Consider the following 14,344-nt stretch of genomic DNA (forward strand, 5'->3'; position numbering starts at 1 on the left):
CTGACTCTACGTCGCCGCCCGGGTCCTGCAGCGATTCGGCGGTGTCAGGCACGGGTGGCCGCGGCCTTGGCGAGTTCGTCCAGAGCGTCGGGGAAGGCGTCGGCAAGGTCCCAGAGCTGTGGAGCGAGCTCCGGGCAGCTCATCAAGCCGATGTCGAGTTGCCCGTTCAGGGACATCACCGTCACATTGAGGCCGGCCCCGTGGAAGATCGGTCCCATCGGATACATCGCCTTGATCAGGGCGCCCAGGAAGTAGAGCGGATCTGTTGGTCCCGGCACGTTCGAGATCACCAGGTTGTGCACGACGGGATGGCGTTCGGCCAGTCCGAGTGTCGAGTACAGGCGCATGGCAGCTCCGAACACGGATTGCCCGATGAACTGGGACCAGTCCTGCAGGAGGGTCGCGCCCAACGTCTCGTTGTGCTCTTTCGACGTGGAGTTGTGCTCGGCGATGGCGAGCAGTCGTTCCACCGGATCCTCGATATCGCTGCCCAGCTCGGTGAACATCCCGCTCACCTGATTGGTCCCGGGTCGGTCCGACTTGCCGCGCACCGACACGGGCACGATGGCGACCAGCGACTTGTCGGGTAGTTCCCGACGCATATCGAGGTAGGTCCGCAGTGCTCCCGAGCAGAGGGCGAGGACCACGTCGTTCACCTTGACCCCGAAGGCGTTCTTCACCTGCTTGACGAGGTCGAAATCGAGCTGGGTGAAGGCAATGGTGCGGTGGCTGGTCAGCGTGCCGTTGAGCGAAGTTCGGGGCGCGGTGAACGGCGCGGGCATCGCGTCTCCACGCCGTGCACGGTCGATCCAGCGGGGGAGCAGGCCGACGCTCCGGGGAATGATCTGCAACAGCTTCACCGGCCGTGACGCGACGGACAGCAATCCACCGACGGCGATCTCGAGTGAGCTGGCCCCGCCGGCGCCCTGGGCGGAGTCTGCGGGATCGGGCCTCGGCGAATCGGGTTCGAGGCCGCACAGCTGGGCGATCATGCTCGCGCCGGTAACTCCGTCGACTCCTGCGTGATGCATCTTGGACATCACCGCGACGGACCCGTCGTCCAGGCCCTCGATGACCCACATCTCCCACAGTGGCCGTGCGCGATCGAGGGGTTGCCCTGCAATGTTCCCGCATAGTTCGGCGAGCTCCTCCCGTCCGCCGGGGGCGGGAACGGCCACCCGATGGCAGTGCCGGTCGATGTCGAAATCGGCGTCGTCCACCCAGACGGGGTGATCCAGATTGAAGCGCGAATCCTGCAGCTTCCGCCGGAACGACGGGATGGCTTCGGTCCGGATGCCGAGTTCCTCCTTCAGCCGGCCGTAGGAGTAGCCGCCGGGGACCGTCGACGTATCGAGCACGATGAGCCCGCAGACGTGGAGGAGCTGCGTCGAGGTTTCGAGGTACAGGAAGGAGGCATCGAGCCCGCTGAGTCGCTGCATCTTCAAATAGTAGAACACGTTCTAGTAAACGGTCCATGGAAAGGAAAGAATGCGAGATGGGCGGCCTCCGGACGGGATGGAGGTGCGCAGTCATCTGTTCAGCTCGGTGCTCGCTCGCGCCTGACGTCGATCGATAGAACATGTTCTACGATGTCGGGATGACTCGAGGCTTCCTTCTCCGGCACGGCGTGGGGGCCGCGCTCGCCGCCAACGCGCTGCGTCCCCTGCCCGGCGCACCGACGTCGGTGTTCGCCTTCTTCTCCGGATGGCTCACCACCGAATTGGCGCCGCACCTCCTCGCGGCGACTGCTGCGGACACGGCCGTCCACGTCGCGCGACACGGACTCCGTTCGCGCACCGACCGCATCGGGGTCGCACTCGCAATCGCCTCGATGAGCGGACTGGCCGCCGCGATCGCCACCGGCCGTGGAGCAGGTGAGGAAGCCGAAAGCGCGCTGGTCGAGGCGCTCGGCGAAAACTACACCGATCGCGACGACGCCATCGAACGTTCGGGACGGCCGGTATGGCGTCAACTCCTCAATCCGTTCCGGATGGCCAACGAAGACGTCACCCGCATCCGCAACCTCGCGTACGGCCCCGGCGGTCGTCGTGCGCAACTCGACATCTACCACCACAAGGACCGCCCGGCGAGCAGCCCCATCCTGCTGCAGATCCACGGCGGCGGGTGGGTCATCGGCAACAAGGACCAGCAGGGTCTGCCGCTGATGTTCGAGATGGCGTCGCGCGGATGGGTGTGCGTTGCGGTGAACTATCCGCTCTCGCCGCGGGCCAAGTGGCCCGAACACCTTGTCGCGATCAAGCAAGCGCTGGCCTGGATGAGGAAGAATATCGAGAACTACGGCGGCAACCCCGACTTCATCGCTGTCACGGGTGGGTCCGCGGGCGGTCACCTGGCTGCCATGGTGGGTCTCACCGCCAACGACCCACGGTTTCAGCCCGGTTTCGAGGACGCCGACACTTCCGTACACGCGTGCGTCCCGTATTACGGCGTCTACGACTTCGCCGGTGACTCCGGGATCAGGGCCGTCCTGCAGCGTGTCCACTCCGGACTGATGCCGTTGATCCTCGGCAGGCACGCCACGTTCCCCGACGACTACCGGGCCGCGTCACCGTTGGCGCAGGTGCGGGCCGACGCGCCGCCGTTCTTCGTCATCCACGGCGCGAGCGACTCCCTCGTGCCGGTCGCGGAGGCACGGTTCTTCGTCGACGAGTTACGCAAGATGTCCCGCAATCCTGTCGCCTACGCCGAACTGCGGGGAGCCCAGCACGCCTTCGACGTCTTTCCGTCGATTCGCAGCATCTCGGTGACCCAGGCGGTCGGGCGGTTCCTGGAATGGTCGCGGAGCGCCACCACCGACGTTCCAGCGGCTGAGGAACCCGCGTAACGGCTAATCGCCGTTCTGTGTCTTGAGCTGGGCGACACCGGCCGGCGGCAGGCCCGCGGCGTAGGCCAGCACCTCGCAGAACGCCTCGACGTGGGCGGCGAGTTCGACGGACGTCGCGGTCCACGACGCGCGGAGTTCCAATTGGTGTGCGTGTGGTGGTCCGGCGATGTCGCCGTAGCGGACGGACGTGGTGGCGGTGACCGTGCCACCGAGCGCAGTGAGTGGTTCCGAACGCGACTCGAGGGCATCGACCAGCCAGCTCCACGCGACCTCGGGAAGCAGCGGGTCCGCCGCGACAGCGGCATCGAGGTCGGCCTGAATGTAGGCGACCAGCCGCATCGTGCCGTTCCAGGCCTCGTCGCCCTCCGGGTCGTAGAGGAGGATCAGCCTGCCGAACGCGTCGCCTTCGCTCTGTTCGGCAACGACACCGGTGTCCTCGTGCACGACTTCCGCGCCGACGGCGTAGCTGAACGGCGCCAGTCGCTGAGGGGGCCGGATGGGGCCCAGCTCGATGTCCGCACGAACCTGCGCGGAGTTCATCGCATCGACGGCGGCGCGGAACTCGGCGGGTTCGGCGCGCGATCCCGAAGTCGTCACAGCTCGGGACGTTAGACCCGGACGTTCGCATCTCGTCGGAGGCGCGCCGAGCAGGGCCGATCGGCGACGGCGCGAGGACATGGCAGCATGAGAGCTGCCGAAATACGAGCCGGCAGAGAGCGTGAGGACCGATGAGCGGGTTGGAAAGCACGAATGCAGGCATGGCCGAGCGGGCCACGTTCACCTCGAGGAGGGTGCTTCCCGACGCACCGTTCCTCGCGGCCGCGAACGGTCGCACGCCGAGCCACCGTCCGGTCTGGTTCATGCGGCAGGCGGGGCGCTCGCTGCCCGAGTACCGCAAGATCAGGGCGGGCATCGGAATGCTCGAGTCGTGCTTCGACCCTGCGCTGGTCAGTGAGATCACCATGCAGCCGGTGCGCCGCCACGGTGTCGATGCCGCGATTCTCTTCTCCGACATCGTCGTGCCGCTCAAAGCGGCCGGTATCGACCTGGACATCGTGGCGGGAACGGGGCCCGTGGTGGCCAACCCGGTTCGATCGATCGGGGACGTGGCAGCGCTGCCACGGCTCGTCCCCGAGGAGGTAGGCGCGGTGGCCGAGGCAGTCCGGCTGCTCACGGTCGAACTCGGCTCGACCCCGTTGATCGGCTTCGCGGGTGCCCCCTTCACCCTCGCGTCGTATCTGGTCGAGGGCGGCCCCAGCCGCAACCACGAGCGCACCAAGGCGCTCATGCACTCCGACCCGAAGACGTGGCACGCACTACTGAGCACCCTGGCCGACACCACGATCACGTTCCTGCAGGCCCAGTTGCGCGCCGGGGTTGACGCGGTCCAGCTGTTCGACTCGTGGGCGGGCGCACTGTCCCTGGCGGAGTACCGCGAGTTCGTCCTGCCCCACTCGGAACGAGTGTTCGCCGAGATTCAGAGCGCCGGAGTTCCTCGAATCCACTTCGGTGTGGGTACCGGCGAACTGCTCGGTGCGATGGGGGAAGCGGGTGCCGACGTGGTAGGCGTCGACTGGCGGATTCCCCTGGACGTCGCGGCCCGTCGCGTCGGCCCGGGTAAGGCGCTGCAGGGCAACCTCGATCCCTCGGTGCTGTTCGCCGGACCGGCGGCCGTCGAGAAGCAAGTCCGCCGGATCGTGGCGGACGCCGATGCCGCGATGGCATCCGGTACGACCGGTCACATCTTCAACCTCGGTCACGGCGTTCTGCCCGACACCGACCCGGGAGTCCTCACCGCCGTCGTCGAGTTGGTGCACTCGCTGTGACGGTGTCGTCGCCGAATGTGCTCGTGGTCGGCGGCGGCATCTCCGGCCTGGTCGCGGCGTACCGCCTGCGTCAGCAATTGGGCGACGAAGCGCGCATCACCCTCGCGGAGGGTGCCGGGCGACTCGGCGGCAAGCTGCGCACGGACCTGCTGGCGGGGGAGCCCCTCGATCTGGGGGCCGAGGCCTTCATCGCACGACGCCCTGAGGTGCCTGCGCTACTGACCGAATTGGGCCTGACCGAGCAACTTGTGCATCCGGCGGGCCTGCGTCCGCTCATCTGGTCCCAGGATTCGCTGCACCCGTTGCCGCAGAACACGCTCATGGGCATCCCCGCCCGGCCCGAAGATCTCGCCGGACTGGTCGACGATAGGACACTCGCCCGGATCGAGGAGGAGTCGGAGCTGCCCCTGCGCTGGGTTCCCGGCTCCGACGTCGCGGTGGGCTCGCTGGTGGGCGAGCGGTTCGGGGAGCAGGTCGTGCGGCGCTCGGTCGATCCGCTGCTCGGCGGCGTGTATTCGGGTCTTGCGGACACGATCGGAGTGCGGGCCGCCCTACCCACCCTTGCTGCCGCCCTCGATCGCGGAGCGGCAAGCCTGTCTGCCGCCGTAGCGGAGGCGCTTCCTCCGCCCTCCGCCGGGCCGGTCTTCGGGGCATTGCGCGACGGCTACGGCGTTCTCCTCGACGCGCTCGCCGCCGCCGCACGCGCGCACGTCGTCCACGAACAGATACGGACCATCACCCGCGAGTCCGACGGCTGGTCGGCCGATCCGGTCGGCCCCGTGGACGGCATCGTCCTCGCCGTACCCGCACCGCAACTGGCGGACCTGCTCGCCGAGATCGCGCCTGGTGCGGCTGCGGCCGCCGGGCGCATTCCCCTCGCCTCCTCTGCTGTTGTGGCGTTGGCTCTTCCCGCCGCGGCGGACCTACCGCAGAACTCGGGAATCCTCGTCGCAACCGACGCGTCGCTCGCCGCCAAGGCCTTCACGCTGTCGAGCCGGAAATGGCCCCATCTCGCCGGTCGGGACGTGGCAGTGGTCCGCGCGTCGTTCGGCAGGTTCGGCGACGCCGGCATCGTCGATGCGCCCGACACGGATCTCGTCGCGGCGGCGCGACGCGACCTCGGTACGGTCACCGGAGTAACGGACGAACCGGTGGCGGCACGGGTCCAGCGGTGGTACGGCGGATTGCCGCAGTACGGCCCCGGGCACCTCGACCGGGTAGCCGAGATCGAGCGCGACATCGCAGGTCTGGACGGTGTCGAGGTGTCCGGCGCGTTGCTCCACGGGGTGGGTGTTCCCGCCTGTGTCGCCTCTGCGACGACGGCGGCTACACGCCTCGCCGAGCGAGTGGCACGATAGACCCATGGCACGCCTCGACTTCGACGCATTGAACTCTGAAATCCGCTACCTGATGTTCTCCGTGTTCCAGGTGGAACCCGGTGTTCTCGGGGACGACCGGGAAGCTGTGATCAAGGAGGCTCGGATTTTCTTCGAGGCTCAGGCGGAGAAGGGGGTCGTCGTCCGCGGACTCTACGACGTGGCCGGTCTTCGCGCCGATGCGGACTTCATGATCTGGACCCATTCGCCGAGCATCGAGGCGCTGCAGGCCACGTACTCCGACTTCCGGCGCACCACCGCGCTCGGGCGGGCGAGCGCACCCGTGTGGAGCAATGTGGCCTGCCACCGCCCTGCCGAGTTCAACAAGAGCCACATCCCCGCCTTCCTCGCGGGGGAGGACCCGGGCAACTACATCTGCGTGTACCCGTTCGTGCGGTCCTACGAGTGGTACCTCCTGCCGGACGACGAGCGCCGCAAGATGCTCGCCGACCACGGCATGGCCGCCCGCGCCTACAAGGACGTCCGCGCCAACACCGTGCCCTCGTTCGCGTTGGGGGACTACGAGTGGATCCTCGCGTTCGAGGCGCCCGAGCTGTACCGCATCGTCGATCTCATGCGCGATCTCCGGGCCACCGAGGCACGCCTGCACGTCCGGGAGGAAGTACCGTTCTTCACCGGTCCCCGGGTGGATGTGGAGAAGCTCGTCACGGCTCTTCCGTGATTTACCGCACCATCCATGAGTGACGTCGACGAGGCGGACCGCGGGGTCCGCTACCAGCACATGTCCCATTGGGGGATGTTCGAGGCCGAGGTGTCGGACGGCGAGGTCGTCGCGGTTCACCCGTATTCGGGTGACTCGGACCCGTCGCCGGCGATGGGCAACATCGCCGGTTCGGTCCGCAACAAGGCCCGCATCACCGGCCCTGCCGTGCGGCGCGGCTGGCTCGAGAACGGACCCGGCTCCAGCAGTGCCCGAGGCTCGGACGAGTTCGTGTCCGTCGATTGGGAAGAGCTGACGGAGCGCCTCTCGGGCGAACTGCGCCGAGTGATCGACACGTACGGCAACAGCGCGATCTTCGGCGGCTCCTACGGATGGGCCAGCGCCGGGCGGTTCCACCACGCGCAGAGTCAGGTGCACCGGTTCCTCAACTCGCTCGGTGGCTACACACGGTCCGTCCACAGTTATTCACTCGGTGCGACGGGCGTGATCATGCCCCGCGTCGTCGGTACGCACTGGAAGTTGTTCGCGCGGTCGACGTCCTGGGAGGTCATCGCCGAGCACACCGAACTTCTGGTGTGCTTCGGCGGTGTCCCGCTGAAGAACACCGGAGTGAATCACGGCGGCACGAGCGACCACCCGACACGAGGCGCGCTGGACGCGCTCCGGCGTCGCGGTGGCTGCATCGTGTCCTTCAGTCCGCTGCGTGACGACCTCCACGGTGCCGCGGAACGGCACGCACCCGTCCCCGGCACCGATGTCGCCATCATGCTCGCCCTCGCCTATGTTCTGGCGACGGAAGGCCTGCACGACACGGCCTTCCTGGCAAGCCATTGCGTCGGTTACGACCGTTTCGAGGAGTACCTGCTCGGACGTTCCGACGGAGTGCCCAAATCGCCGGCGTGGGCGGAGCAGATTTCGGGAATCGCCGCGGACGAACTGGTGGTACTGGCGCGACGGATGGCGGCGGGCCGGACCATGGTGACCGTCACGTGGTCGTTGCAGCGCGTGCGGCACGGGGAGCAGGCGCCGTGGATGGGCGTCACTCTTGCCGCGATGCTCGGACAGGTCGGTCTGCCCGGCGGGGGCTTCGGCCATGGCTACGGTTCGATGAACGAGCCGGGCCTCGCACCCGTGCCGTACCCCCTGCCCACCCTGCCGCAGGGACTCAACCCGGTCCCGGACTTCATCCCGGTGGCGGCGGTCTCGGACATGCTCCTGAATCCGGGAGCACCCTTCGACTACGACGGTCAGCGGCTGACCTATCCGGATATCCGGATGCTGTACTGGGCTGGGGGCAACCCGTTTCACCACCATCAGGATCTCGGCCGGCTCAGGCGGGCCCTGGCACGCCCCGAGACGATCGTGGTCCACGAGCCGTACTGGACCCCGATGGCACGGCACGCCGACATCGTGGTGCCGTCCACCACGTCGCTCGAGCGGGACGACATCAGCTGCACCCGCAACGACCCGCTGCTCGTCGCCATGCACGCCGCAGTGCACCCGTACGCCGATGCCCAGGACGATTACGACACCTTCAGCGCGCTCGCCCGCAGGTTGGGTGCCGGCGAGAAGTTCACCGAAGGACGCTCGTCGCAGCAATGGCTCGAGCACCTCTACGAACAATGGCGCGGATTCGTCCGGGCGGACGGCGGCCCGGCGCCGAGCTTCGACGACTTCTGGACAGACGGGCAGGTGCGGATGCGCACCGAAGACGACCTCGTGCTGTTCGGCGATTTCCGTGCCGACCCGGCCACGCACCCGCTCGCGACACCCAGCGGTCGCATCGAGATCTTCTCGGCAGACATCGACAGCTTCGGTTACGCGGACTGCGCCGGCCATCCACGCTGGTACGAGCCGGAGGAATGGCTCGGTGGCGATCGAGCACAGCAGTATCCGCTGCACCTGATCGCCAATCAACCGCGGAGTCGGCTGCACAGCCAACTTGATCACGGCGCGACCAGCCGGGAATCGAAGATCAAGGGCCGCGAACCGCTCCGGATTCACCCCGACGATGCCGCGGCTCGCGGCGTCGTCGCCGGTGACGTCGTCCGGGTCTACAACGATCGCGGCTCCTGCCTCGCCGGTGTCGTGGTGGACGACGGTGTCCGGCGAGGCGTGGTGCAGTTGTCGACGGGTGCCTGGTACGACCCGCTCGACCCCACCGACCCGCAGTCGCTGTGCGTGCACGGTAACCCGAACGTGTTGACCGCGGACGTGGGCAGTTCGTCACTGTCCCGCGGCTGCACGGGCCAGCACGTGCTGGTGCAGATCGAACGCTATCTGGACAAGCTGCCGCCGATTCGCGCCTTCGACCCGCCGATGATCACTTCTCGGTCGGCTCGAGGACCAGCGAAATGGAGTTGATGCAGTAACGCTGGTCGGTCGGGGTGGGGTAGCCCTCTCCTTCGAAGACGTGACCGAGATGGCTGTGGCACGTCTTGCAGATAACCTCGACGCGACGCATCCCCAGCGAGGTGTCCTCGCGGAGAATGACGGCATCGGAATCGGCGGGGTCGAAGAACGACGGCCACCCGCAATGGGATTCGAATTTCTCGGTACTGCGGAACAACTCCGCGCCACATGCCCGGCAGTGGTACACACCCTCGGTTGTCGTGTCGGTGTATTTACCCACGTAGGGACGTTCGGTTCCGGCCTGCCGCAGTACCGCGTATTCCTCGGGCGTCAGCTTCTCCCGCCATTCACTGTCGGAGAGGACGACCTTCGGTGCGGACTGGGTGGGATCCTTCTGCTGCGAACTCATGGCTCCACGCTAATACGTTTCGCGTTCGCGGGTCCGCAGCGCGCGGCGAGACGGCTACGACTTGGCGACAGCCGACTCCGGTTCCGGTTCCGGTTCGAGCTCGGGTTCCGTCGACGGGGTCTTCGGGCGAGGTTCGAGGAGGAACGCCGGATCGATGCCCTGGTCCAGCCGACCCTCACGCTTCGCGGTGAGGTAGCGGACTGCGAGCACCCCGAAGATGACGATCAACAGCAGACTCCACCCGAGGGTGGTCTTCATGTATTCGGCGGTGCGGCCTGCCTCGACGAACCGTCCCGACAACCAACTGTCGTAACTGAGGAACCCGTACACCGCCAGCCACGCGGGCCAATTTCGCATCACCGAGTTCTTCAGTACCACCGACATGACGAGCGGGAACAGCATCATCGAGTAGTACATCTGGCCCAGCGAACCGAGCAGCCAGGACGCGGTCAGCAGGACACCGGACGTGGTCACCACGAAGAACAGTTCGTCGTGCCGGTAGTAGCGGTACAGCAGCCACAGGGACCCCGCCACCAGTGCGGCGAAAATTCCACGGAGCGTGAAAATCATCCACGTCGGGAGACCGTAGTACCTGCCGTTGCCTACGATCGCGCTGTTGAAGTAGTCGCGCGACTCCATCAGGTACGGAACGGTGTGATGAACGAAGTCCATCGGATCCGCCGACAGCGGCCACGCTACGGCGGTGAGGACGAGGGGGATGCCGAGGGCGGTGACGAACACTTTCCACTGCCCGCGGACGAGAGGAAGTAAGAGAAGTGGCGCCAGAATCGGTTTCACCGCGAACGTCAGGCCGATGGCGACGCCGGACCACATGTCCCTTCGCTTCATGAGCAGCACCAGGAACGCGATCTCCCCGAGCAGCACCAGACCGTTGATGTTGGTGAAGACCAGCGTGTTCGTGACGGTTTCCGACGAAAACGTCGCGAAGAGAAGGATCGGGGCGGCGATCGAGTTCAGGCCGAGGCCGAACAACCGCAACAGCAGGTACAACGCGATGACGATGGCGATCGTGTTGGCCAGGATGAAGAGCCACCGCGACTTCTCGGGATCGATGATCGCGATCGGTGCCATCAGCAGCGTTCCGGACGGCGGATACAGGTAGTGCGGGTCCACCCAGTCGAAGTTGGCGGTGTAGACGGGGCGGCGGTTGAGGAACGCCAGGGCGGCGTTGTAGACCGGCCGGAAGTCGTCGGTGATGTAGCCGTTGACCGCCTTGACAACCACTCGATGCAGCACGGTCATGACGGCGATCGGCCACAACGCGAAGTTGATGACCTCGTGAGGAGTCCGCCCGGTGCGCGGTTCGAGATGTCGAAGGAACACCACGGCACGGTACACCGGCTAGCCGTGACGTGCGGTCACGCACCCCCTGCGGGTGTCGGGCCCGGTCACCGTCTAGGCGGGGCAGGCGCTGCCGTCGGGTGGCAGTGTTCCGTCGGCGAGATACGAGACGATGGCCTTCTGCGCACAGTCCGAGTGGGTGGCCGGGTGACCCCGGCCGTGCCACGTCAGGGTGGCGGTGGTGGCGCCCGCGCTGCCCACTGCTCCGGTGACGGTGCCGACGCCGGCGTTGCCGACGACGGGGTCGGCCGCGCCGCTGAGTACGAGCACGGGCATCGAGAGGTCACCGGGGAGCGCGGGCGGTGCAGTCGCAGGCCACGACGTGCACAGCAGGAGGCCCACGGCCGCATCGGGGCCGAACAACGGGAACTGCTCACCCCACACGCGCTGGAGTTGGCGCACGCGGTCCGGGGCAGGCCACTGCTGCCCGTCCGTGCACCGGGTGATGAACTGGCCGTCGGACTCGTAGGCCGCCTCCGCCTGCGCTGCGAGGGCCAGCAGCGGCGCGGTGTTGCCGGCGGTGGCGGCCGACACGGCGTCGGACAACATGCGTACCCGGCCCTGCTGGTCACCTCCGGCCGTGCCCAGCACCCCCGAAATCGCTGTGAGCAGCGCATTCGACGACACCCCGGGGATCCGACCGGCCGCGGCCGCGGCAACGGCTGCGGTGACCGCAGCCCGCGGGTCGGGGCCGAGGGAACAGTTCAGTGCGGTGCACTGCCGGGCGAAGGCGTCGAACGCCGCTTCCTGGCCGGCCACCTGCTGCTCGGTGACGGTCGCGGCGTCCACGGTGGTCACCGCGGGGGAGTCGAGGACGAGCCGGCCGACCCGTCCCGGGTATTCGGCGGCGTAGCTCAATGCAACGGCGCTCCCGTTTCCGGTGGCCAGTATCCCGAGGGAGTCGACCTCCCACGTGCGACGCAGCGTTTCGATGTCATCTGCGGCGTGGGTGCTGTCGAAGGCGAGTTCTTGCGGTTGCAGGTAATCGGTGCAGGCGATGGTGGCATCTCGCCCGAGAGCGGCCACCTTGTCGACCTGGTCGCCGGCACCCGGATCGAATTGTCCCAGGTCGGCCAGCCTGCGCCGAAGGTCGGAGGTCGGCGGCGAAAGGCATTCGATCTTCTGTGACGACGCGATTCCGCGGCGATCGACGGCGACAACCGGACGCGTCGAGAGCAGAGTCGCCAACCCTCCCGTGCTCAGCGCGGCGAGCGTCGACGTCGACGACCGGTCCGACCCGGACGTCAGGACGAGGGGGGCAGCGTTTGCCGGGGTGTCCGCGAGTCGCGCCCGCATCGCGCCCATTGTGAACGATCCGGGAAGGACTCCGCTCTCGTCGACGGCCGATTCGTACGACGCGCACTCGAAGATCAGACCCGAAGGCGCCACCACTCCGGGGCCCAGCGTTTCGAGGGTGCCCTGGGTGCAGTCCGTCCACGTGAGGTCCGTCTTCGGAACCTGCAACTGGGGCGGTGGAGCGTCGGCGTTCTGGGATTCTGTCGGGGTGGGTTCGCTGCCGCCACCCTCGCGTTCGACGGCGACGTGCGGCCGGTTCGACGGTCCGGCTCCACACGCACTGCACACCACGAGAACCAGTGCGAGCAACCCCAATCTGCGCATGCCGGACAGCCTGCCAGGTTCCTTCACGGGCGGGGAAGCCGCACCCAGCGTGTCAGAACCGTGCCGTCGGTGTCGGCGAGGACGTGCGCAGGTGTCATCGAGACCGTGGCGACGTGGGGGGAGGTGGCGATGCGCCCGGCGGTTCCGCCCACCAGGACGGGTGCCGTGGTGAGGCAGAGTTCGTCGACGAGGTCGTCGGCCACGAGCTGTCCGAACAGGCTCGGCCCGCCCTCACAGAGAATTCTGCGCAGTCCCAGTCCCTCCACTGCGGCGATCACCTCAGGACCTGTGATCTCCGAACCGCCGGTGCGAACGACGTGAGCACCGGCCTCGGCGAGGGCAGCCACCCGAACCGGATCGGCGGCGGCGCAGGTGATCACGATGGGCGCGACCTCGGTGTCGGTGAACAGTCGGGCGTCGGCGTCGAGGTGTGCCCGTGCCGAGACGACCGCAATCGGCGGGACGGCGGACAATCCCGATGCGATACGGCGTTGCCTGCCGTCTGCGTCGATTCGCACGCCACCGTAGTTTTCGGCGCGGACGGTTCCTGCTCCCACCAGGACGACGTCGGCCGCCTCCCGAAGGGTGTCGAACACCTTCTTGTCGGCGGGCGTTCCCAGCGTTCCGCTCACACCGCCGACAGAGACGGCTCCGTCGATGCTGCACACGAAATTCGCCCGCACCCACGGTCGCGGCATCTCCACCGGGTACGCATACAGCTCCCGCAAGGCGTCCCCGGTCACTTCACCGGTATCCGTGCCCGGCTGCCCGGAGTCCGATGTGAGGTAGGTCGCAAAATGTACACGCTGCATGTTAGTGATCACAACACGTGGATACCCTGCTTGTATGCATGCACGTCTTGTCGATCGCAGCCCCGTGGTGCCGGCTGATCAGTTGGTAGCTCAAATGGTGCCCCCGGCCATGTTCGACGAGGTGAGCTTCGCGTCGTACATCCCCGACCCCGCCGAGCCCAGCCAGGCCGTGGCTGTGCAGAAGGCCGAGGAGTTCTCGAAGAAGGTCGGCAAGATCCGCAGCGGCGGCCGACGTGGCCTCTTCGGGAAGAAGACGCCGTCCACCGGCGCCGGTCTCTACCTCGACGGTGGGTTCGGCGTCGGCAAGACCCACCTGCTCGCGTCGATTTACCACAGCGTCCCGTCGCCGAAGGCATTCGGCACCTTCGTCGAGCTGACCCACGTGGTCGGCGCGCTGGGGTTCAACAAGGCGGTCGAGCAGCTTTCCGACCACAGTGTCCTCTGCATCGACGAGTTCGAACTCGACGATCCGGGTGACACCATGCTCGTGTCCCGGTTGCTGTCCGAGCTGTCCGCGCGTGGTGTATCCATCGTCGCGACGTCGAACACCCTTCCCGGCCAGCTCGGTGAGGGGCGCTTCGCAGCGCAGGACTTCCTGCGGGAGATCAAGAAACTGGGCTCGATCTTCGAGACCATCCGGGTGGATGGCCCCGACTACCGGCATCGCGACCTGCCGCCGGCGCCCGACCCGATCTCCTCGGAGGAGCTCCTCGAGCGTGCCGACGCCATCCCCGGTGCCACACTCGACGACTTCGATGCGCTGTGTGCCCACCTGAGCACCCTGCACCCGTCGCGATACAACAAGCTGGTCGAGGGCATCCCGGCAGTGTTCCTGGACGGTGTCCATCCGGCCGACGACCAGTCGGTGGCTCTGCGGCTCGTGGTTCTCGCGGACCGCCTGTACGACGCCAGCATCCCGGTCACGGTGGCGGGCGCGAAGCTCGACTCCATCTTCACGCCCGAGATGCTCGCCGGCGGGTACCGCAAGAAGTATCTCCGCGCCACCTCACGGCTCCTCGCGTTGTCGCGCTTCGAGGTAGCCGCGAACTGAGCCGGCAGG

The 14,344-nt window shown here is 67.3% G+C and carries 12 protein-coding genes; 6 read left to right on the top strand and 6 right to left on the bottom strand.

Annotation, left to right across the window (positions count from 1 at the left end; all coding sequences use genetic code 11):
* Positions 1-44 precede the first annotated feature (44 nt).
* On the bottom strand, positions 45-1,439 hold the full coding sequence (locus tag L1080_RS08450) for a WS/DGAT/MGAT family O-acyltransferase (RefSeq protein ID WP_159926417.1): 1,395 nt from the start codon (positions 1,437-1,439) through the stop codon (positions 45-47).
* A 158-nt stretch (positions 1,440-1,597) separates the two neighbouring features.
* Here L1080_RS08450 and L1080_RS08455 point away from each other — a divergent pair, with 158 nt between their 5' ends.
* Positions 1,598-2,845: an alpha/beta hydrolase gene (locus L1080_RS08455; protein WP_159926419.1), complete on the top strand. Its 1,248-nt coding sequence runs from the start codon at positions 1,598-1,600 to the stop codon at positions 2,843-2,845.
* 3 nt (positions 2,846-2,848) lie between these two features.
* On the opposite strand, the gene L1080_RS08460 is transcribed toward L1080_RS08455, so the two are convergent.
* Complete coding sequence (locus tag L1080_RS08460; protein WP_109330612.1) at positions 2,849-3,442, bottom strand: DUF3000 domain-containing protein; 594 nt, start codon at positions 3,440-3,442, stop codon at positions 2,849-2,851.
* Positions 3,443-3,603: 161 nt separating this feature from the next.
* On the opposite strand from L1080_RS08460, the gene hemE reads away from it, so the two are divergent.
* Genes hemE through L1080_RS08480 form a run of 4 tightly spaced genes read left to right on the top strand, consistent with a single transcriptional unit; the run spans position 3,604 to position 9,093 of the window.
* Positions 3,604-4,671, top strand: a complete 1,068-nt coding sequence (gene hemE, locus L1080_RS08465) for a uroporphyrinogen decarboxylase (protein WP_250764973.1) — start codon at positions 3,604-3,606, stop codon at positions 4,669-4,671.
* Positions 4,668-6,029: a protoporphyrinogen oxidase gene (locus tag L1080_RS08470; protein ID WP_250763703.1), complete on the top strand. Its 1,362-nt coding sequence runs from the start codon at positions 4,668-4,670 to the stop codon at positions 6,027-6,029. Before hemE ends, L1080_RS08470 begins: the two co-directional genes overlap by 4 nt.
* A 4-nt stretch (positions 6,030-6,033) precedes the next feature.
* Positions 6,034-6,729 carry a hydrogen peroxide-dependent heme synthase gene (gene hemQ / locus L1080_RS08475; protein ID WP_159926425.1) on the top strand — a complete coding sequence of 232 codons (696 nt, stop codon included), beginning with the start codon at positions 6,034-6,036 and terminating at the stop codon, positions 6,727-6,729.
* Positions 6,730-6,744: 15 nt separating this feature from the next.
* On the top strand, positions 6,745-9,093 hold the full coding sequence (locus tag L1080_RS08480) for a molybdopterin-dependent oxidoreductase (RefSeq protein ID WP_250763701.1): 2,349 nt from the start codon (positions 6,745-6,747) through the stop codon (positions 9,091-9,093).
* Here L1080_RS08480 and msrB read toward each other — a convergent pair.
* From msrB to L1080_RS08500, 4 genes are all read right to left on the bottom strand, one after another.
* Complete coding sequence (gene msrB, locus L1080_RS08485; RefSeq protein ID WP_159926427.1) at positions 9,053-9,490, bottom strand: peptide-methionine (R)-S-oxide reductase MsrB; 438 nt, start codon at positions 9,488-9,490, stop codon at positions 9,053-9,055. The two genes, L1080_RS08480 and msrB, sit on opposite strands and share 41 nt — an antisense overlap.
* A gap of 54 nt (positions 9,491-9,544) precedes the next feature.
* Complete coding sequence (locus L1080_RS08490; RefSeq protein ID WP_250763697.1) at positions 9,545-10,834, bottom strand: glycosyltransferase family 87 protein; 1,290 nt, start codon at positions 10,832-10,834, stop codon at positions 9,545-9,547.
* A gap of 72 nt (positions 10,835-10,906) precedes the next feature.
* Positions 10,907-12,472 (bottom strand): alpha/beta hydrolase, encoded by a 1,566-nt coding sequence (locus L1080_RS08495; RefSeq protein ID WP_201453473.1) that lies wholly within the window; start codon positions 12,470-12,472, stop codon positions 10,907-10,909.
* A gap of 23 nt (positions 12,473-12,495) precedes the next feature.
* Positions 12,496-13,284: a pyrimidine reductase family protein gene (locus L1080_RS08500; RefSeq protein ID WP_250763694.1), complete on the bottom strand. Its 789-nt coding sequence runs from the start codon at positions 13,282-13,284 to the stop codon at positions 12,496-12,498.
* Positions 13,285-13,318: 34 nt separating this feature from the next.
* Between L1080_RS08500 and zapE the strand changes: the two genes are divergently transcribed.
* The gene (gene zapE, locus L1080_RS08505) at positions 13,319-14,335 is read left to right on the top strand and encodes a cell division protein ZapE (RefSeq protein ID WP_109330598.1); all 1,017 of its coding nucleotides are present in this window, start codon (positions 13,319-13,321) and stop codon (positions 14,333-14,335) included.
* Positions 14,336-14,344 lie beyond the last annotated feature (9 nt).

It is taken from the genome of Rhodococcus sp. MSC1_016 (genome assembly GCF_023667485.2).
Lineage (GTDB): Bacteria > Actinomycetota > Actinomycetes > Mycobacteriales > Mycobacteriaceae > Rhodococcus_F > Rhodococcus_F oxybenzonivorans.